The organism is Mesorhizobium sp. WSM4817 (genome assembly GCF_055811135.1).
Genome location: NZ_JBVVQQ010000001.1, coordinates 142,774 through 160,690, shown reverse-complemented (window position 1 = coordinate 160,690; position 17,917 = coordinate 142,774). Strand labels below are relative to the sequence as shown.

Sequence of the window (17,917 nt, the reverse complement as noted above, 5' to 3'; positions counted from 1 at the left end):
GCGAGACAGCACTTCTCCTATCGTCGCTGCGGTTGGGGGATTTCGGGCATGCATATACTGATTGCTGCAATTGGGCTGTTGGGAGCGGCGGCGTTCTGGTGGTATCGGATGAAGGCCATGAACGATGCGGCGCGCGAGGTCGCGGACGTCGTCGGGCGTGTGCAAGGCAACATTCGGCGCAAGAGGTTGCGCAAGCAGGCGGCGCTCTCACCGCTGACGGCGATCGACGATCCGGTCGTGGCGGCCGCGACGCTGATCACCGCCATCATTGCCGAGAACGGCCCTGTCCTGTCGCAGCGCGAAGCCGTGATTCGGTCGGTGATTTCGGAGATTGCAGACGACAAGAAGGCCGATGAGGCCGTGGTCTACGCCAAATGGGCGGCGTCCCAGATCGACGATGCCACGATCGTCATCGACAAACTGGCGCCGTTCCTGCGCGAACGTCTCGATGTGACTGAGCGAAACGATTTGCTGCAGATGGTGAATCGCGCGGCGCAGGCTGGTGAGCAACCCCTAAAAATATCCGACCAGAGGATACTGCGGCTGCGCCAGAAGCTCGGGTTCGAGGTCAACTAAGGGTGTGCTGATATTCAGGTGATGCCGGCCCGTCAGTCGGGTTCAGATCGCCTCGCCCTTGAGCAGTTTCGGCGTGTCGCCGGACAGACCGGACGCCTGGCGGATGAAGAAATCCTTCAGCCGCGGCATGCGTTCGACGAGACCGAGGCCGATGTCGCGGACGGCGCGCAACGGGCCGATGTCGTTGGAAAACAGACGGTTCAGGACATCGGTGGTGATGCCCATCTGCAGCGTGTCGAAGCGCCGCCACTGCTGGTAGCGTTCGAGCACGTCGAGCGCACCGACATCCTGGCCGAGCCGGTCGGCCTCGACCACCACTTCGGCCAACGCCGCCACATCCTTGAAACCGAGATTGAGGCCCTGGCCGGCGATCGGGTGGATGCCGTGGGCGGCGTCGCCGGCGAGCGCAATGCGCGGCGCGACGAAATCGCGGGCGATGGTCAGGCCGAGCGGCCAGGCACGTGGCCTGTCGGCGACGCGAATTTCGCCGAGCTTCAGGCCAAACCGCTGTTCCAGCTCGTGCTCGAAGACGAGGTCGTCGCCGTCGACCAGTTTTTCGGCATCTTCCGACCGCTCGACCCAGACGATCGACGAGCGGTGGGTGCCGTCCTTGTCCGACTTGAGCGGCAGCGTGGCGAACGGGCCGGCTGGCAGAAAATGCTCTTCGGCGCGGCCATTATGCGGCCGTTCATGCGCGACGGTGCAGACGATGCCGGACTGGCCGTAGTCCCATTTCACCGTCTTGATGCCGGCCATGTCGCGCAGCTTCGAGTTGACGCCGTCGGCGGCGATCAGCAGCCGCGCCTTCAGCGTCGCGCCGTCGGCAAGATGCACGGTGATGCCGGCACCATTGACGTCGAAGGCACTGACGGCGACGCCTTCGATGATGTCGATGCCGAGTGTTTCAGCGCGCCGGCGCAAGGCGCCGTTCAAATCCCTGTTGGCGACCATATGCGCAAACGCTTCGCCAGGCGCGACCTCGCCATCGAACGTGAGAAACACCGGGCGCAGCGGATCGGAAGCGCGCGAATCGGTGACGATCATCTCGGTGATCGCCTGCGCCTCGGGGGCGATTTCGGCCCAGACGCCGAGTTGGTCGAGCATGCGGCAAGCGGCAGCGGCGATCGCCGAGGCGCGGCCGTCCTTTTTCCAGATGCCGGCGGGCGCGGCGTCGACGACAGCGACCGCGAGGCTCGGTCGTGCCTGTTTCAGCGATACGGCGGCGGCAAGGCCGACATAGCCGGCGCCGGCGACCAGAATGTCGAGCGCGGTTCGGTTTTTTGCATCCGCCTTGTCGAGCATGGCAAATTCCTTTCCGGCCAAATTCCTTTCCGGCCTTGACTGCCCGTCATTCCTGTCGGAAACCGCCATAACACTTTTGCGGCTTCTGAAGCTCGCTTCGAGTGAAATATCGAAATTAAGGCGAACTTCGGAATCAAAACGACACGAGGGCGCGAAACATGACGGCGGCCATGGACGAGCTTCTCGGCATTCTCGACCTCGAGCAGCTGGAACACAACCTGTACCGTGGTCGCAGCCCCAAACTCGACTGGCAGCGTGTCTTCGGCGGCCAGACCATCGCCCAGGCGCTGGTCGCCGCCCAGCGAACGGTCGAGCCCGAACGCCACGTGCATTCGCTGCACGGCTATTTCATGCGGCCGGGCGACACCAAGGTGCCGATCATCTACCAGGTCGACCGCATCCGCGACGGCGGCTCCTTCACCACGCGCCGTGTCGTGGCTGTCCAGCACGGCCAGGCGATCTTTTCGCTGGAAGCCTCGTTCCAGCAGGACGAGGTCGGTCTCGAGCACCAGGTTCCGATGCCGCTGGACGTGCCGGCGCCCGACACATTGCTGTCGCAGCGCGAATTGATCGGCAAGTTCGGCGCGGCCGTGCCCGACGGCATCAGGCGCTACTGGGAGCGTGACCGGCCGATCGAGATGAAGCCGGTGATGCTGGAGCATTACACCAGCCGGGAGAAGCTGGAGCCGAAGCAGAACATCTGGATCCGCACGACCGGCCCGGTTCCGGGCGATCGCGCCGCGCAGGCGGCCGTGCTTGCCTATCTTTCCGACATGACGCTGCTCGACACCTCGACCTTTGCGCATGGCCGCGCCATCTTCGATAGCGACATCCAGGCGGCGAGCCTCGATCACGCCATGTGGTTCCATCGCAGCCATCCACTCGACGACTGGATGCTCTACACGCAGGACAGCCCGTCGACGCAAGGGTCGCGGGGGTTCACGCGCGGGTCGCTGTTTGCCCGCGACGGCACGTTGATCGCCTCGGTTGCCCAGGAAGGCCTGATCAGGCTGAAGCGGCCGCCCGCGGAATAGGCAATTTTGCAAAATTGCCTACTTTTTAATCAGCCGCGCTGCCGCGACTATGAACAGTCAGCCGACAAACCTTCCCCAAGTCGTTATTTAACAGCAGCTTAACGCCCTGCTTCGGCAACTGGCACGGAGCTTGAATCCTAGCGGGCACTCTCCGGCTCTCATGGGGATCGGCGAAGTCATGCAAACGCGGGGGACCCGCAACAGTAAAGGGTGAAACCTTATGAAAATCGTGATGGCAATCATCAAGCCGTTCAAGCTCGACGAGGTGCGCGAAGCGCTCACCGCAGTCGGCATCCAGGGCCTGACCGTCACCGAAGTCAAAGGCTACGGGCGTCAGAAGGGACACACGGAAATCTATCGCGGGGCGGAATACGCGGTCAGCTTCCTGCCGAAGATCAAGATCGAAGTCGCGGTCGGCCTGGACATGGTCGACAAGGCCGTCGAAGCCATCACTGCGGCGGCCAAGACCGGTCAGATCGGCGACGGCAAGATCTTCGTTTTCGGCATCGACCAGGCGGTGCGCATTCGCACCGGCGAAACAGACACCGACGCGCTTTGAGCTGCGGAAACGTATTCCAATGGAGAGTTCAATGAATATTCCTTCTACTTTGAAGTCGGTGGCGCGCACCGCGCTGCTGGGCTCACTCGCTATCGCAGCGCTGGGCACGGTCGCCGCATTCGCGCAGGAAGCGGCGCCGGCCGCACCGGCCGCGCCAGCAGCGCCGGCCTTTACCGTCGACAAGGGCGACACGACGTGGATGATGATCTCCACCATCCTGGTGCTGCTGATGACCATTCCCGGCCTTGCCCTTTTCTACGGCGGCCTGGTTCGTGCCAAGAATATGCTGTCGGTGCTGATGCAGGTCTTCACCATCACCAGCGTGGTCATGATCGTCTGGGTTTTCTACGGCTACAGCCTTGCCTTCACCCCCGGCAACGCCTTCGTCGGCGGCCTTTCCAAGATGTTTCTCGCCGGCGTCGACGTGACGACGGTGTCGGAAACTTTTACCAAGGGCGTCGCCATTCCTGAACTGGTGTTCGTCATCTTCCAGATGAGCTTCGCCTGCATCACGCCTGCCCTGATCGTCGGCGCCTTCGCCGAACGCGTCAAGTTTTCGGCCGTGATCCTTTTCACCATCCTGTGGGTCACATTCGTCTACTTCCCGATCGCGCATATGGTCTGGTTCTGGGGCGGCCCGAGCGCTTACAGCGACCCGTCGGGGCTCATCTTCAGCTTCGGCGCCATCGACTTCGCCGGCGGCACCGTCGTTCACATCAATGCGGGCATCGCCGGCCTTGTCGGCGCGCTGATGATCGGCAAGCGCATCGGCTACAACAAGGACGTCATGGCGCCGCATTCGATGACACTGACCATGGTCGGCGCTTCGCTGCTGTGGGTCGGCTGGTTCGGCTTCAATGCCGGTTCGAACCTCGAAGCCAACGCCTATGCGGTGCTGGCCATGGTCAACACCTTCGTCGCCACAGCCGCGGCGGCAGTGACCTGGATCGTGCTTGAAACGCTGCTGCGTGGCAAAGCCTCCATGCTTGGCGCGGTTTCGGGCGCTGTTACCGGCCTTGTCGCCGTCACGCCCGCCGCCGGCTTTGGCGGACCGATGGGCGTCATCGTGCTCGGCATCGTCGCCAGCTGCGTCTGCTACTTCTTCGTCTCGGTCGTGAAGAACAAGTTCGGCTACGACGACAGCCTCGATGTCTTCGGCATCCACTGCGTCGGCGGCATCATCGGCGCGCTCGGCACCGGCATCCTGGTCAATCCCGCCCTCGGCGGCGCCGGCATCGTCGATTATTCGACGGCCGACTTCGCGGCCGGCTATGCCGGCACGGCGACCCAGTTGTGGTCGCAGTTCAAGGGTGTTCTGGTAACCGTCCTGTGGTCGGGCATCGGCAGCGCCATCCTCTACAAGATCGTCGATATGATCGTAGGCTTGCGCCCGACAGCCGATGCAGAGCGCGAAGGGCTCGACCTCACCGCGCATGGCGAAGCGGCCTATCACCCGTAAGCCAGGCCACCTGTGGGTCTTGTCTGGGGCGGCCTCGGTCGCCCAACACCTTCCCTCCCGTCGTGACGCTCCTGAAAAGGGCTCACGCATTGAGGCCCGGACCGGTTCCGGGCCTCTTTTTCGTGCGATGCCGCGCCGGTGGCAGTCCAGGCTCGGTCACAATCGCTTGATCGGGCGCCTGATCGATCTTGGGCGATGAAACATCGGCCGGGCCAGCGTGCCCGCCATTTGTGTGACCGGTTTCCACTCGGGGAGCGCCGGCACGCACCCATGGTTAATGCGGCCTTAACCTTCCCGCCGATAGTCTGGCATCCGAATCTGCCGGAGTGCGTCATGCGTCCGGCCAGTCCAAAACAGACGGGGAACGACGAATGCGTTCAGGGGCTTCAGCACCGCTTGCGCTGGCCGATACGGAGCACGGCATCAGGGCGTTCGCGCGGCGTCAGGTCGGCCGGCTGCTCGGCGCCGGCCTGTTTGCGCTGGTCGCCTTCGGCGTCGCCAGCCTCGCCACCTGGAATGTCGCCGACCCAAGCTTCTCCCATGCCACCGACAACATCGTCACCAACGCCATGGGCTATGTGGGCGCTGTCTTCTCCGACCTAGCCATGCAGTTCTTCGGCCTTGCTGCGGTCGCGGCGCTGGTGCCGGCGGTGGTGTGGGGATCTCTGCTGTTTTCGGCACGCGGCGTCGACAGGCTGCCGAAGCGCGGGCTCGCCTGGTTCGGCTACGCGGTGCTTGCCGCGGCCATGGCCGGCTGCGTGGTGCCGCCCAAGACCTGGCCGCTGCCGACCGGTCTCGGCGGCGTGTTCGGCGACATGGTGCTCAAGATTCCCGGGCTCGTCGTCGGCGGCTATCCGACCGGTCTCATCGCCAGTGTGCTCGCCGTGCTCCTGGCCGCGCCGGCACTGTGGCTGTTTGCCTACGGCTCGGCGCTGATTGCACGCAGGAATGGTTTCGCCGTCCTGGAGCAACCGGCCGCAGCCGATCCGAGGGACCAGGACGACCTGCTTTTCGACAATGATGAGGACGAGGGCGACGAGGGCATTCTGGCGCTAGGCGCGATCACGCATTGGTGGCTATCGTTGCGGGCCTATCTCCGCCGCCGCGCCGCCCGCCGCCGCGAGCGCGACGATTTCGAACCGGAGCCGCGCGCCAGCGCCTGGCGGCGCGCTGCCGAACGGGTCGAATCGGCCGAATTCGCCGAATCGCGGATGAGTGCCGATGGCCGCGCCCGCGTCGAGCCGGAATTCTTCGCCGCCATGGTCAACGACCGCAGCGCCTCGCTCGATCCCGACGACGCCGATGTTTTTGACGATGACGATGACATGGATTTTGCGCCGGAGCCCGCGGGCCGGCGCGCCGCTGCGCCCAATGCGAAGGTGCAGCCGTTCCGTTCCGATGCCGCCACCCGTGTCGCGGCGCCGGCGCCGCGGCCGGTTCCGGGCGCGCGCGTCCAGCGCGAAGCGCAGTCCTCGCTGATCGGCTCCGAACAATTCGAAATGCCGTCGCTGCATTTCCTGTCCGAGCCGAAGAACGTCGTGCGCGACGCCAGCCTGTCCAAAGATGCGCTCGAGCAGAATGCCCGCCTGCTCGAGGGCGTGCTGGAGGATTTCGGCGTCAAGGGCGAGATCATCCATGTCCGCCCCGGCCCGGTCGTCACGCTTTACGAGTTGGAACCGGCGCCCGGCATCAAATCGTCGCGGGTCATCGGCCTGTCTGACGACATCGCCCGCTCGATGAGCGCGATCGCCTGCCGCGTCGCCGTGGTGCCCGGCCGCAACGCCATCGGCATCGAACTGCCGAACGCCAAGCGCGAGACCGTCTATCTCAGGGAAATCATGGCCAGCCGCGATTTCGAGACCACCAAGGCCAAGTTGGCGCTGGCGCTCGGCAAGACCATCAACGGCGAGGCGGTCATCGTCGACATCGCCAAGATGCCGCACGTGCTGGTCGCCGGCACCACCGGCTCGGGCAAGTCGGTCGCCATCAACACCATGATCCTGTCACTGCTCTATCGACTGACGCCGCAGGACTGCCGGCTGATCATGATCGACCCGAAAATGCTGGAGCTCTCGGTCTATGACGGCATCCCGCATCTTTTGACGCCCGTCGTCACCGATCCGAAGAAGGCGGTGGTGGCGCTGAAATGGACCGTGCGCGAAATGGAGGACCGCTACCGCAAAATGTCGAAGGTCGGCGTCCGCAACATCGACGGTTTCAACGCGCGGGTGCAGCAGGCCGAGAAGAAGGGCGAAAAAATCTCGCGCACCGTGCAGACCGGCTTCGACCGGCAGACCGGCGAAGCGGTCTATGAGACGGAAAACCTCGATCTCGAGCCAATGCCCTACATCGTCGTCATCATCGACGAGATGGCCGATTTGATGATGGTCGCCGGCAAGGACATCGAAGGCGCGGTGCAGCGCCTGGCGCAGATGGCGCGCGCTGCCGGCATCCACGTCATCATGGCGACGCAGCGGCCGTCGGTCGACGTCATCACCGGCACGATCAAGGCCAACTTCCCGACCCGCATCTCCTTCCAGGTGACGTCGAAGATCGACAGCCGCACCATTCTGGGCGAACAGGGCGCCGAACAGCTGCTCGGCATGGGCGACATGCTCTACATGGCCGGCGGCGGCCGCATCCAGCGCGTGCACGGTCCCTTCGTTTCCGATGACGAGGTCGAGAAGATTGTCGCGCATCTGAAGCTGCAGGGCGTGCCGGAATATCTCGATGCCATTACCGAGGATGACGACGAGGACGACGATGAGCCGTCGGGCAAGGGTGGCTCGGGCGGTGGCGGCGGCAATTTCGAGGATTCCGACGATCCCTACGACCAGGCGGTTGCGGTGGTGCTGCGTGACGGCAAAGCCTCGACCAGCTACATCCAGCGCCGGCTCGGCATCGGCTACAACCGCGCCGCCTCGATCATCGAGAAGATGGAGAAGGAAGGCATTGTCGGGCCGGCCAACCATGCCGGAAAACGCGAAATTCTGGTGCCAACGGAGGACGACAAGTTCTGATCCGCCCGCCAAGCCGACAGGATTTTCGCGGCTGCAACCTGACGGCAGCAACTTTGAACCTTCTGGCGCGTTTGCAACGACCAAGCGCTGTTCGGCCGCCAAACTTAAGCCCAACTGGGGGGCCAAACACTGCGACAACAGATGAACCAGACGAGAGTAACCGGCATGAAAAACTCTTCTTTCGCCACGATCAGCGATTTTGCCCCGACCCGCCGCCAACTGCTTGGCCTCGGTCTGGTCCTGGCCGGCGCCGCGGCCATCAATGTCGTGCCCGGGGTCCAGTTGCTGGCGTCGGCGCAAGCGGCGGTGCCAGCCACCGCGCAGAAGATCGCCGACCATTTTTCCTCGGTCAAATCGATGGCCGGCGAATTCGTGCAGTTCGGACCCAAGGGCGAGCAGACCGGCGGCAAGTTCTTTCTGGAACGGCCGGGCAAGATACGCTTCAACTATGATGGGACGTCGAATTTCCGGGTGATTTCCGACGGCAAGTCGGTGGTCATCCTGAACAAGCGGCTGAAAACGTCCGATCTCTACCCACTGTCGAAAACGCCGCTCAAGCTGCTGCTCGACACCAGGATCGACCTCTCCGGCGGCCGCGTCAAAAGCGTCAAGGAAGAGAACGACGTCACTACCATCCAACTCGCCGACAAATCGGTGTTCGGCAGTTCGAAGATCACCATGATGTTCGATCCGAAAACCTACGAATTGCGCCAATGGACGATTACCGACGCGCAAGGCAAGGACACGACGGTGATGATCTTCAACGTCAGGGAAGGCGTAAGCTTCGCCCCCGACACTTTTGCCATCGACTATACGGCCAACCGCGAACTGAACACCAAGTCGCGGTAGGTTGCCAACGCTGTCGGAAGGTTCCAGGCGTTGGTGCTGCCCCTCACCTGCCTGCCGGCATCCTCTCCCCGTATAGGGACGGGGAGAGGGGACCCTTCATCAATGATTTCGCCAACCATTTGTCAGCGTAGCAAAACGAGCGCCAAGGGTGAGGTCAGCCCCTTCTCCCCGTCACAATACGGGGAGAAGTGCCCGGCAGGGCGATGAGGGGCGGCGCCGAGGTCGACCATGACATCAACAGGCCCGGCCAACCGCTGCCGGCTTGTTTTTGCGATGCGCGGCTGGCAGTAGTTTCCGGGATTGACTTTCCGTCGGAGCCATCTGGCGGACCTTGCGCTGTCCCGGAATCCCAAACATGCCCTTTTCGATCGCGACCTGGAACATCAATTCCGTCCGCCTGCGCATGCCGCTCGTCGAACGCCTGCTTGTCGAACAGGCACCGGACGTGCTCTGCCTGCAGGAAACCAAAGTTCCGGACGAACTGTTTCCCGAGAAGGCGTTTCGCAAGCTCGGCTATCAGCACATCGCCTTCCACGGCCAGAAGGGCTATCACGGCGTGGCGACGGTGGCGCGCCGGCCGATCGCGATTGTCGAAAAGCGCCGCTTCTGCGAGATCGAGGACTGCCGACATCTGTCGGTCACCGTGCGGGCCGGCGGCAAGGCAATCCTGCTGCACAATTTCTACGTTCCGGCCGGCGGCGACGAGCCCGATCCCATCATCAACCGCAAGTTCAAGCACAAGCTGGATTTCGTCGCCGAAATGAACGCCATCCGCGCCGAGCACGACGAAGTGTCCGGCTCGATCCTGGTCGGTGACCTCAACATCGCGCCGCTCGAGCACGATGTCTGGTCGCACAAGCAGCTCCTGAAAGTGGTCAGCCATACGCCGGTCGAGACGGAAAATTTCGAGGCGATGCGGCTCGCCGGCGACTGGGTCGACCTGATGCGGCTCAACGTGCCTTACGAGCAGAAGCTCTACACCTGGTGGAGCTATCGCGCGCAGGATTGGCAAGCGTCGGATCGCGGCCGGCGGCTCGACCATGTCTGGTCGTCGCCGAACCTGGTGCCGAGCTTTGCCGGCTACGAGATCCTGCGGCCGGCGCGCGGCTGGCAACGGCCGTCGGACCATGTGCCGGTGATCGCTCGGTTCGACCTGGATTAGGTGTATCGATATTCAGATGGGGCCGGCCTGCGAATGGTGGTCTCCTGCCCTTCCGGTGCTCACCTACCCAAAAGTACGCTCCGCTCCGGTTCTCGGATCCCATCATTCTCGGCTCGGCCTGATCTGAATGTCGACACACCTCAGCCCCTGTCGCCCCTGATCCGACTGGCTTTCACGGTCTGTTGCGAGAGCGAGTTGCAAAAGCATCCGGTGTCAGTCGTCGAAACGCGGCGCCAGCTTCTCGATGCGGCGGATCATTGCCAGAAAATCCTCGGAGATGCGCTGGTGCAGGTGGACCGCGATATCGGGATATTCCTCCAGGATGCGGTGGAACATCTTGCGGCTGAGCCGCAGCACTTCCGAATCGATCTCGGCGGATGCGCTGGTCAGCCGGTTGGTGTCGGCGATCAGCGCCAGTTCGCTCAGCATCGTACCGGGGCCGGCCGTGCCTATCGGGACACGGGAACCATCCTGCTCGCGATACAGCACGATGCGCCCGCTGACCACGATATAGGCGCAATCGGCCTCGTCGTCCTCGCGGTAAAGCTTGTGGTCGGCCTGCAGCCTGGTGGTTTCCGCGCCAAAGGCGAGCAGACGCAGCTGTTCCTCGGTGAAGCTCTCGAAGAGCCTCACGGCGGACAGGATGCGGATGTCGTCATCCAACGCCATCTAGCTGTGTCCCCGAACGGCCAGTCCAATCCCTCCATTGGAGCGCCGAGCGTTCCTTTGGACGCGGCAAAGGACGCTCTAAACGCTTTGAAATCGACGCATCGGGCTTTCCAAAAAACGAATCCGGTTTTTGGGCCGTTGCGTCAGCGAGCTCGATCCAGAACCACCTCCAGTCTCAGGATCGTACCCGAAAGCGGCGCCTCCCCTAACCGCTGATTGAATGATTAAATATTTAAGGAACCAGCTTGTAGCCACCACTTTCTGTCACAAGAATTTCTGCGTTGGAAGGATCGCGCTCGATCTTCTGGCGCAGCCGATAGACATGGGTTTCCAGCGTGTGCGTGGTGACGCCGGAATTGTAGCCCCACACTTCCTCGAGCAGCACGTCGCGCGTCACCACCTTCTGGTCGGCGCGATAGAGATACTTGATGATCGAGGCTTCCTTTTCGGTCAGCCGCACCTTGGCGCCGCGCTGGTCGATCAGAAGCTTCTGGCTAGGCTTGAAAGTGTAGGGGCCAACCGAAAAGGTGGCGTCTTCGCTCTGCTCATGCTGGCGAAGCTGGGCACGGATGCGGGCCAGGAGAACCGCGAAGCGGAACGGCTTGACCACATAGTCGTTGGCGCCGGCTTCGAGGCCGAGAATCGTGTCGGAATCGGTGTCGTGTCCCGTCAGCATGATGATAGGCGACTTGTAGCCGCCCTTGCGCAGCATCTTCACCGCCTCTCGGCCATCCATGTCGGGGAGGCCGACATCCATGATGAGCAGATCGATGATGCCGCCGCGGGCCGTGGCGATGCCTTTGGCGGCGGTTGATTCCTGCAGGACGTCGAATTCTTCATAGAGAGACAATTGCTCGACGAGCGTGCCGCGCAGGTCGTCATCGTCATCGACGATCAGAATGGTGCGTGAAGTCATGGATCAATCCGTTGTTTTGAAAAGAAAATTCAGTTGACCGCTGCCTGTTTATGCGGAAGCTGACCGGCACAACAGCCGATCACAATGATTTGTTCCGTGGCACGATCATACAAGAAAAAACGCGCGTGCAATGAGGCGAGCGCATTTTTGCGAAAAGGGCTTCGTGTTCTCACCGTGCGCGCCAGGCCCGGCCACCCCAGCCAGGGACTTCTGCAGGCTGGCAAACTGGTGTTTTCCTGTGCACTGGGGCGCGGCGGCATATCGGCCGGCAAGCGCGAAGGCGATGGCGCCACGCCGCTTGGGTCGATGCGGATACTGTCGGGATATTTCCGTAACGATCATTTTCCCGGCGGCCGCAAAACCCGGCTGGCGATGGCGCCGATCGGTCGCGATCTTGGCTGGTGCGAAGTGCCTGAGGACCGCAACTACAACCGTCCGGTCAAGATTCCCTATGGCGCCAGCCACGAGCGGATGCTGCGCGCCGACCGGCTTTATGACGCCTGCCTGGTGCTCGACTGGAACATTGCGCCGCGTCGCCGCGGACGCGGCAGCGCCATCTTCTTTCATTTGGCGCGCCCCGACTTCACACCGACGCAAGGCTGCGTCGCGGTGACAGCACGCACGATGGCCCGGCTGCTGCCGCTGCTGTCGGACCGCACGGTGATGAGGGTGGTGAGGTAAGGGAGGGCAATAGGGGAATAGGGGAATAGGGGAATAGGGGAATAGGGCAGGAAGAAAGTGTCAGTAGGATTGCGCGGACGCGCTGCTTCCTTTCGTTTTCGTACTCCCCTACTCCCCTACGTCCGCGGCCTCTGCCAGCCGATATCGAGCAGACCCAACCGGCCGAGTTCCCGGTCCATCGCGCGCGCGACATCCTTGCGCTCGGCGCCGATGTCGCGCAATTGCCGGTCCGAAAGGTCGTCGACGTTCTCGGGCGGGAGGTTGACCGCCATTTTTGCATGGCGGAACCAATCAGACACCGCGCGCAGCCAGGCCGGGCGGATGGTTACAGGACTCAAGACGATGTGAGACATGGTGCAATCCGGCTTCTCCGGACATCAAGTCCGGTTTGATGTTTGTTCGATGGTCACATCATGACGGATTGAAATTAAAACGAGAAACGAGTAGTTTTCTCTGCATCTTCAAGTTTTGTTTGAGGATTGAAAATGCTCGACCGACCTCTCCTCGTCCTATTCTGATGGCGCGCCTGCTGCCTGGAACCCGTGCCCTGAGGACGCTGGAAGCAGCCGCCCGGCACCTCAATTTCACCCGCGCCGCGGACGAACTTGGCTTGACCCCGGCCGCGGTCAGCCACCAGATCAAGGAAATCGAGGATCAGCTCGGCATCGTGCTGTTCACGCGCACCAGCCGCACCATCCGGCTGACCGAGGCGGGCGCGGTGCTGTTCGAGGCCTCGACCGACGCGCTCGACCTGCTTGGCCGCGCCGTCTCACGGGCGCACAAGCTGGCGCGTGGAACGGCGTTGCTGAAAGTGACACTCGACGCCCAGTTTGCGACAAAATGGCTGATGCGACGCGTCGATGATTTTCGCAAGCAGCGACCGGGCATCGAGCTCCGCTTCGACATTGCCTCTGAATTGCGCGATTTCGACCTGGATGACGTCGATGTCGGCATCCGTTTCGGCGCGGGAAAATATCCGGGACTTTGCACCCACCGGCTGTTCGACAACATCATCATCCCTGTGTGCAGCCCCAGCCTGCTGGCCTCCGGCCCGCCTCTGCGCGAGCCACGCGATCTCTTCCATCACACGCTCGCCCACATCGAGTGGGCGCGACAGGGCGTGACCTGGCCAAACTGGCGGATGTGGATGGCGGCGGCCGGCGTCGACGATTTCGACGACAGCCGGACGATCGTTTTCGGCACCTCGACCGACGCCGTTCAGGCCGCGCTCGACGGCAATGCCGTTGCGCTCGCCGATTTTGCCATGGTGGCGAACGACCTTTCCGAGGGCCGGCTGATCCGGCCCTTCGAACTTGGCATCAAGGTTCCGCCCGAATTCGCCTACTTCCTGGTCTATCCCGTCGCATCCGCCAATGATCCCAGGATCGTGGCGTTCAGGGATTGGCTGCTCAACGAAGTTCACAACCCGCAGCCGGAGCCGACGCTTGGATGAGCTTCAGGTCGCTCTGAGTGATCAGCTGGCAGTCGTCGACCTATCACCGCGCCGATGATAAGCAGCACGCCGAGCCAGTGGCCGCAGTCGATGATGGTCAAGTCCCAGTCGAACCCTTGGTAGCGATGATTGGCGGATAGCGTCGTGGCGACGAATCCGAACCAGAGAACGAAGCTGAAGACGAGCCCGGCAACGAGGCTCGGTTCGCCACCGGTCATCGCTGCGACGATCAGAGACATGACGAGCGCCATGACAATTTCCGCGACGAAGCTGATTACGAAGGGCAGCGGCGATTTACTCATGTTCGCCGGATCAAGCCTGGTGGCCTTTAGCCACGGCTTGCTCAGGCCCATGTACCAGGCAGCGCCGAACAACCACGCCACCACCGCGGCGACGATCACTGCCAGCCAGTTCACTGCTGAAAAATCCATGATTTCCTCCCCGGAAGCATATCGCTCAAAAGCATGCCCCCGGGCCCGAGCCGGGGTGCCCAGCGGTTTTGGGACAACGGCATGCGTATTCTCAAAATCGAAGCGTGATGGAACGCCTGTTCGGCGATGCCGTCAAGAAAACCGCCAGACGGTGGTGCGTTTGACCAGCGCGTCTTCCAGCGCCCGGGTTACCGCCACGTCGTAGACGGCGAGCGGCTCCAGTCCAGCTTTCGGCAGATAGGAGCGGCCGGGATCGCCAACGAGGATGTCGGCGCCACGCGCCTTGAGCGTCGCGAACCATGGCTTCAGCCGGTCGGCGAAGGATTTGTCGTAGAAGACGTCACCGGCCAGGACCACATCCCAGCCCGCATCGGTTCCGATGCAGTCGGTGCCAAGAAACATTATCCCGACGCCATTGGCCTCGGCGTTGAGGCGGATCGCGGTCGCACAGAACGGGTCGATGTCGGCGGCGATCACCTCTGCCGCGCCGGCCTTCACTGCCGCAATGGCGACAAGGCCGGAACCGGAGGCAAAGTCGAGCACGCGCTTGCCCTGCACATCAGACGGATTGTCGAGGATGTAGCGGGCAAGGCCCTGGCCGCCGGCCCAGGCGAAGGCCCAGAAAGGCGGCGGCAGACCGATTTCGGCCAGTTCGTCCTCTGTCCGCTGCCACAGATCATGCGCCTCGTCGGCCAGATGCAGCAGCATCTCCGGCACATGCGGCGGTGCCATCAGCGCCGTGTTGTCGAGGATGAAGTTTCTCGCGCTGTTTGGCGTCAGCGCCGTCACGGCGCCGGCGTCAGGTCGCCCATGCGGCAGACCTCTTTCCATTCGGCCGGCGTCACCGGCTGCACGGAAAGTCGTCCGAGCCGGACCAGCGCCATCTCGGCAAGCTTGGGGTTGGCCTTGACCTGCTCCAGCGTCACCGGCTTCGGCACATCCTTGACGGCGCGGATATCGACACATTCCCAGCGCGGATCGTCAGTAGTGGTGTCCTGATGGGCCAGCGCGCAGACCTCGACGATGCCGACCACGTCGAGCCCGTCGTTGGAATGGTAGAAGAAGCCGAGATCGCCGATCTGCATCGCCTTCATGTTGTTGCGCGCCGCATAGTTGCGCACGCCGTCCCATTGCGTGCCGGCCTTGCTCTTCGCCTTGAGGTCCTCGAAGGAGAAGACCGAGGGTTCGGATTTGAACAGCCAGTAGTTCATTTTTTGCTCCTCCGCGGCTGGAGATCAGCTGCAGCGCCGCGCGTCTTTCAGACGCGCAAAGGACGCTGTAGCACTTTGATTTTGCGCATGATCCTCTCCGAAAATCGATTCCGATTTTCGGAGTCATGCACTCACTGGCTTGTTGAAGGTCCAATTCCATTGCCGGATTTCGACGCTTTCGAACAGCCCTGCCCTGGCAAAGGGGTCTGCCGCCGATAGCGCTTCTGCCGCCTCCAGATCGGGCGCCTCAACCACGACGAGGCTGCCGTTCGGCTTGCCGTCGGCGTCGAGGAACGGACCGGCGAAGGCCAGCTTGTTCTCGCCGTTCAGTCCCTCCAAAAAGGCAACATGCTCGGGCCGCGTATCGAGCCGCACCTGCAGGCTTCCAGGCTTGTCCTTGCAAATCAGCGCAAACAGCATCTTTCCATCTCCGGATTGTTCAACATTACACGTCGGTTTCGGTCTTCAGCGGCCTTGTCATCAGCGCCGACACAGCCTGGCGGATGGTGATCGTGCCGTCCAGTATGGCGGCGACGGCGGTGATGATCGGCGCGTCGATGTTGCGCTCGGTGGCGATGCGGGCGGCGATCGCCGCCGTCGGCACCCCTTCGGCCAGGGGCAGCCCGGCAAGCGGCTTGCCTTGCCCCAGCGCCAGCCCGTAGGCGAAATTGCGCGACTGGGCGGACGAGCAGGTGAGCAACAGGTCGCCGAGACCGGAAAGTCCCATCAGCGTTTCCGGCCTGGCGCCGAAGGCGGCGCCGATGCGGCGCAATTCGACAAAGCCGCGCGTCACCATGGCGGCCTGGGCGCTGGCGCCGAGCTCGGCGCCGGTGACCGCACCGGCGGCAATGGCGAAGACGTTCTTCAGCGCGCCGCCGATCTCGACGCCGATGAGGTCGTCGCTCGAATAGCAGCGCAGATTCTGCGCCGAAAAGCGTGCGGCCAGGTCGGCCGCCAGACCCTCATTGCCGGCGGCGACCACCACGGCCGTCGGCAGCCCCCTGGCGACGTCAGTGGCGAAGCTCGGCCCGGACAGGGCGGCGACCGGATTTTCAGGCAGGGTCTCTCCAGCGACCGCCGACAGCAATGCGCCGGTGTCGCGCTCGATGCCCTTGGCGCAGAGGACCAGCGGGACGTCCTTCGGCATATGGGCTTTCGCGGTGGCCAGCATGGCGCGCAGCGACTGCGCCGGCGCCACCGCCAGAACGCAGTCGGCGCCGTCGAGCGCAGCCTCGATGTCGCTCGTTGCCACGATGCCGGCCTGGAGCGCGATGCCCGGCAGATAGCGCGGATTTTCGCCACGGTCGATCGCGGCGACGGTCTCCGGGTCGCGCGCATAAAGGCGGACGAAATGGCTGGCGCGCAGCATGGCCAGCGCCAGCGCCGTGCCCCAGGCACCGCCGCCGAGCACGGCAATGCGCCAGCCGCTTGGTACCTCGTGCCCGCTGCCGCTCATGCCTTGGCTCCGCGCCGGCCCGAGCCGACCATCGGAGCGGAGATGCTGTCCAGCGGCCAGCGCGAACGCGGCACGAAATCAGCGGTGTTTTCACCCGATATGCCGGCGCGCAGCCGCTCGATGCCGGCCCAGGCGATCATCGCCGCATTGTCGGTGCAGAGCTTGAGCGGCGGCGCGACGAAAGCAAAACCGGCCTTCTCGCACAGGGCTTCGAGTGTCGTCTTGATCGTCCGGTTGGCGGCGACACCGCCTGCAACGACGAGCGCAGGCTTCAGCTCGCTCGGAAACTCCTGGCGGAAACGGTTCAGCGTCCTCGAAACACGGTCATCCAGCGCATCCGCAACCGCCGCCTGGAAGGAGGCGCAGATGTCGGCGACGTCCTGGTCGCTCAAAGGGGCAATGGCCGTCGCTGCTTGGCGCACGGCGGTCTTCAGCCCGGAAAAGGAAAAATCGGGCTGCGCCGAGCCCTTCATCGGCCGCGGGAAGGCGAAGCGCGCGGCGTCGCCGGTCGCCGCCGCCTTCTCGACATTCGGCCCGCCTGGATAGGGCAGGCCGAGCATCTTGGCCGTCTTGTCAAAAGCTTCGCCGAGCGCATCGTCGATGGTCGTCGCCCAGCGCTGGTAGTCACCAACGCCGCGCACCGCGACGATCTGCGTGTGGCCGCCGGACACCAGCAGCAACAGATAGGGAAAGTCGAGCCCGTCGGTCAGCCGCGCGGTCAGCGCATGGCCTTCGAGGTGGTTGATGGCGATCAGCGGCTTGTTCGCCGCGGCTGCGATCGCCTTGGCCGTCATCAGCCCGACGATCAGACCGCCGACGAGGCCGGGGCCGGCGGTCGCAGCGATCGCGTCGATATCGGCGAGATCGACGCCTGAATCGGCAAGCGCGGCCTCGATGATGCCGTCCAGCGCCTCGACATGGGCGCGCGCGGCGATTTCCGGGACGACGCCGCCGAAGGCGGCATGCTCTTCGATCTGGCTGAGCACGATATCAGCCAGGATTTTCGGCGCGCCGCCGCCGTCCAGCGCTACCACGCTGGCGGCGGTCTCGTCGCAACTCGTCTCAATGCCCAGAACGCGGATCAATTCGTTGCCATCCCTGGAGATTGTGCAACCAGCCTTTCCCCGTTAGGAGAAAGC

At 63.3% G+C, this 17,917-nt stretch carries 19 protein-coding genes; 9 read left to right on the top strand and 10 right to left on the bottom strand.

The features are described from left to right. Positions 1-48: 48 nt before the first annotated feature. Entirely contained in the window at positions 49-576 is a 528-nt protein-coding gene (locus AC0L2K_RS00735) for a hypothetical protein (protein ID WP_473530345.1), read from the top strand. A 42-nt stretch (positions 577-618) separates the two neighbouring features. Here the strand turns inward: AC0L2K_RS00735 and AC0L2K_RS00730 are convergent, their stop codons facing one another. Next, a complete protein-coding gene (locus AC0L2K_RS00730; RefSeq protein ID WP_473530344.1) occupies positions 619-1,878 on the bottom strand; it encodes a ubiquinone biosynthesis hydroxylase in 1,260 nt (419 codons plus the stop codon). A 158-nt stretch (positions 1,879-2,036) separates the two neighbouring features. Between AC0L2K_RS00730 and tesB the strand changes: the two genes are divergently transcribed. The 6 genes from tesB (at position 2,037) to AC0L2K_RS00700 (ending at position 9,961) form a co-directional block, all read left to right on the top strand. Further along, positions 2,037-2,912, top strand: a complete 876-nt coding sequence (gene tesB, locus AC0L2K_RS00725) for an acyl-CoA thioesterase II (RefSeq protein ID WP_027155914.1) — start codon at positions 2,037-2,039, stop codon at positions 2,910-2,912. Between the two features lie 220 nt (positions 2,913-3,132). Beyond that, positions 3,133-3,471 carry a P-II family nitrogen regulator gene (locus AC0L2K_RS00720; RefSeq protein ID WP_023800571.1) on the top strand — a complete coding sequence of 113 codons (339 nt, stop codon included), beginning with the start codon at positions 3,133-3,135 and terminating at the stop codon, positions 3,469-3,471. 31 nt (positions 3,472-3,502) lie between these two features. Continuing rightward, a complete protein-coding gene (locus tag AC0L2K_RS00715) occupies positions 3,503-4,930 on the top strand; it encodes an ammonium transporter (RefSeq protein WP_091592240.1) in 1,428 nt (475 codons plus the stop codon). 371 nt (positions 4,931-5,301) lie between these two features. Next, positions 5,302-7,950 carry an FtsK/SpoIIIE family DNA translocase gene (locus tag AC0L2K_RS00710; RefSeq protein WP_287259424.1) on the top strand — a complete coding sequence of 883 codons (2,649 nt, stop codon included), beginning with the start codon at positions 5,302-5,304 and terminating at the stop codon, positions 7,948-7,950. A 165-nt stretch (positions 7,951-8,115) separates the two neighbouring features. Then, a complete protein-coding gene (locus AC0L2K_RS00705) occupies positions 8,116-8,799 on the top strand; it encodes an outer-membrane lipoprotein carrier protein LolA (protein ID WP_027155917.1) in 684 nt (227 codons plus the stop codon). Positions 8,800-9,154: 355 nt separating this feature from the next. After that, positions 9,155-9,961, top strand: coding sequence for an exodeoxyribonuclease III (locus tag AC0L2K_RS00700; protein ID WP_202365383.1), 807 nt, complete (start codon positions 9,155-9,157; stop codon positions 9,959-9,961). A gap of 213 nt (positions 9,962-10,174) precedes the next feature. Here the strand turns inward: AC0L2K_RS00700 and AC0L2K_RS00695 are convergent, their stop codons facing one another. Together AC0L2K_RS00695 and AC0L2K_RS00690 are read right to left on the bottom strand one after the other, a co-directional pair. Further along, a complete protein-coding gene (locus AC0L2K_RS00695; RefSeq protein WP_473530343.1) occupies positions 10,175-10,630 on the bottom strand; it encodes a cyclic nucleotide-binding domain-containing protein in 456 nt (151 codons plus the stop codon). Positions 10,631-10,862: 232 nt separating this feature from the next. Further along, complete coding sequence (locus AC0L2K_RS00690) at positions 10,863-11,546, bottom strand: response regulator transcription factor (RefSeq protein WP_023800565.1); 684 nt, start codon at positions 11,544-11,546, stop codon at positions 10,863-10,865. Positions 11,547-11,630: 84 nt separating this feature from the next. On the opposite strand from AC0L2K_RS00690, the gene AC0L2K_RS00685 reads away from it, so the two are divergent. Then, on the top strand, positions 11,631-12,227 hold the full coding sequence (locus AC0L2K_RS00685) for a L,D-transpeptidase family protein (protein ID WP_027155920.1): 597 nt from the start codon (positions 11,631-11,633) through the stop codon (positions 12,225-12,227). A gap of 116 nt (positions 12,228-12,343) precedes the next feature. Here AC0L2K_RS00685 and AC0L2K_RS00680 read toward each other — a convergent pair whose 3' ends face one another. Then, on the bottom strand, positions 12,344-12,580 hold the full coding sequence (locus tag AC0L2K_RS00680; RefSeq protein ID WP_236372866.1) for a hypothetical protein: 237 nt from the start codon (positions 12,578-12,580) through the stop codon (positions 12,344-12,346). A gap of 164 nt (positions 12,581-12,744) precedes the next feature. Between AC0L2K_RS00680 and gcvA the strand changes: the two genes are divergently transcribed. Further along, positions 12,745-13,680, top strand: coding sequence for a transcriptional regulator GcvA (gene gcvA / locus AC0L2K_RS00675; RefSeq protein ID WP_023800562.1), 936 nt, complete (start codon positions 12,745-12,747; stop codon positions 13,678-13,680). Here the strand turns inward: gcvA and AC0L2K_RS00670 are convergent. The 6 genes from AC0L2K_RS00670 to tsaD form a co-directional block, all read right to left on the bottom strand. Further along, positions 13,647-14,111 (bottom strand): DUF1761 domain-containing protein, encoded by a 465-nt coding sequence (locus tag AC0L2K_RS00670; RefSeq protein WP_473530342.1) that lies wholly within the window; start codon positions 14,109-14,111, stop codon positions 13,647-13,649. The genes gcvA and AC0L2K_RS00670 overlap by 34 nt on opposite strands. Positions 14,112-14,243: 132 nt before the next feature. After that, positions 14,244-14,843, bottom strand: a complete 600-nt coding sequence (locus AC0L2K_RS00665; RefSeq protein ID WP_245277728.1) for a class I SAM-dependent methyltransferase — start codon at positions 14,841-14,843, stop codon at positions 14,244-14,246. Positions 14,844-14,896: 53 nt separating this feature from the next. After that, positions 14,897-15,322 (bottom strand): EVE domain-containing protein, encoded by a 426-nt coding sequence (locus tag AC0L2K_RS00660; RefSeq protein WP_023800559.1) that lies wholly within the window; start codon positions 15,320-15,322, stop codon positions 14,897-14,899. A 123-nt stretch (positions 15,323-15,445) separates the two neighbouring features. Beyond that, positions 15,446-15,742, bottom strand: coding sequence for a YciI-like protein (locus tag AC0L2K_RS00655; protein WP_027154810.1), 297 nt, complete (start codon positions 15,740-15,742; stop codon positions 15,446-15,448). A 25-nt stretch (positions 15,743-15,767) separates the two neighbouring features. Beyond that, complete coding sequence (locus AC0L2K_RS00650) at positions 15,768-16,778, bottom strand: NAD(P)H-dependent glycerol-3-phosphate dehydrogenase (RefSeq protein ID WP_287260887.1); 1,011 nt, start codon at positions 16,776-16,778, stop codon at positions 15,768-15,770. Further along, on the bottom strand, positions 16,775-17,860 hold the full coding sequence (gene tsaD / locus AC0L2K_RS00645; protein WP_198032846.1) for a tRNA (adenosine(37)-N6)-threonylcarbamoyltransferase complex transferase subunit TsaD: 1,086 nt from the start codon (positions 17,858-17,860) through the stop codon (positions 16,775-16,777). The genes AC0L2K_RS00650 and tsaD overlap by 4 nt, the downstream gene beginning before the upstream one ends. Positions 17,861-17,917: the final 57 nt, after the last annotated feature.

What these genes read in the sequence shown, in the direction of transcription:
- AC0L2K_RS00735 (WP_473530345.1), top strand. Translation starts at nt 49, where the DNA reads ATGCATATACTGATTGCTGCAATTGGGCTGTTGGGAGCGGCGGCGTTC.
- AC0L2K_RS00730 (WP_473530344.1), bottom strand. Translation starts at nt 1,878, where the DNA reads ATGCTCGACAAGGCGGATGCAAAAAACCGAACCGCGCTCGACATTCTG.
- tesB (WP_027155914.1), top strand. Translation starts at nt 2,037, where the DNA reads ATGACGGCGGCCATGGACGAGCTTCTCGGCATTCTCGACCTCGAGCAG.
- AC0L2K_RS00720 (WP_023800571.1), top strand. Translation starts at nt 3,133, where the DNA reads ATGAAAATCGTGATGGCAATCATCAAGCCGTTCAAGCTCGACGAGGTG.
- AC0L2K_RS00715 (WP_091592240.1), top strand. Translation starts at nt 3,503, where the DNA reads ATGAATATTCCTTCTACTTTGAAGTCGGTGGCGCGCACCGCGCTGCTG.
- AC0L2K_RS00710 (WP_287259424.1), top strand. Translation starts at nt 5,302, where the DNA reads ATGCGTTCAGGGGCTTCAGCACCGCTTGCGCTGGCCGATACGGAGCAC.
- AC0L2K_RS00705 (WP_027155917.1), top strand. Translation starts at nt 8,116, where the DNA reads ATGAAAAACTCTTCTTTCGCCACGATCAGCGATTTTGCCCCGACCCGC.
- AC0L2K_RS00700 (WP_202365383.1), top strand. Translation starts at nt 9,155, where the DNA reads ATGCCCTTTTCGATCGCGACCTGGAACATCAATTCCGTCCGCCTGCGC.
- AC0L2K_RS00695 (WP_473530343.1), bottom strand. Translation starts at nt 10,630, where the DNA reads ATGGCGTTGGATGACGACATCCGCATCCTGTCCGCCGTGAGGCTCTTC.
- AC0L2K_RS00690 (WP_023800565.1), bottom strand. Translation starts at nt 11,546, where the DNA reads ATGACTTCACGCACCATTCTGATCGTCGATGACGATGACGACCTGCGC.
- AC0L2K_RS00685 (WP_027155920.1), top strand. Translation starts at nt 11,631, where the DNA reads ATGATTTGTTCCGTGGCACGATCATACAAGAAAAAACGCGCGTGCAAT.
- AC0L2K_RS00680 (WP_236372866.1), bottom strand. Translation starts at nt 12,580, where the DNA reads ATGTCTCACATCGTCTTGAGTCCTGTAACCATCCGCCCGGCCTGGCTG.
- gcvA (WP_023800562.1), top strand. Translation starts at nt 12,745, where the DNA reads ATGGCGCGCCTGCTGCCTGGAACCCGTGCCCTGAGGACGCTGGAAGCA.
- AC0L2K_RS00670 (WP_473530342.1), bottom strand. Translation starts at nt 14,111, where the DNA reads ATGGATTTTTCAGCAGTGAACTGGCTGGCAGTGATCGTCGCCGCGGTG.
- AC0L2K_RS00665 (WP_245277728.1), bottom strand. Translation starts at nt 14,843, where the DNA reads ATGGCACCGCCGCATGTGCCGGAGATGCTGCTGCATCTGGCCGACGAG.
- AC0L2K_RS00660 (WP_023800559.1), bottom strand. Translation starts at nt 15,322, where the DNA reads ATGAACTACTGGCTGTTCAAATCCGAACCCTCGGTCTTCTCCTTCGAG.
- AC0L2K_RS00655 (WP_027154810.1), bottom strand. Translation starts at nt 15,742, where the DNA reads ATGCTGTTTGCGCTGATTTGCAAGGACAAGCCTGGAAGCCTGCAGGTG.
- AC0L2K_RS00650 (WP_287260887.1), bottom strand. Translation starts at nt 16,778, where the DNA reads ATGAGCGGCAGCGGGCACGAGGTACCAAGCGGCTGGCGCATTGCCGTG.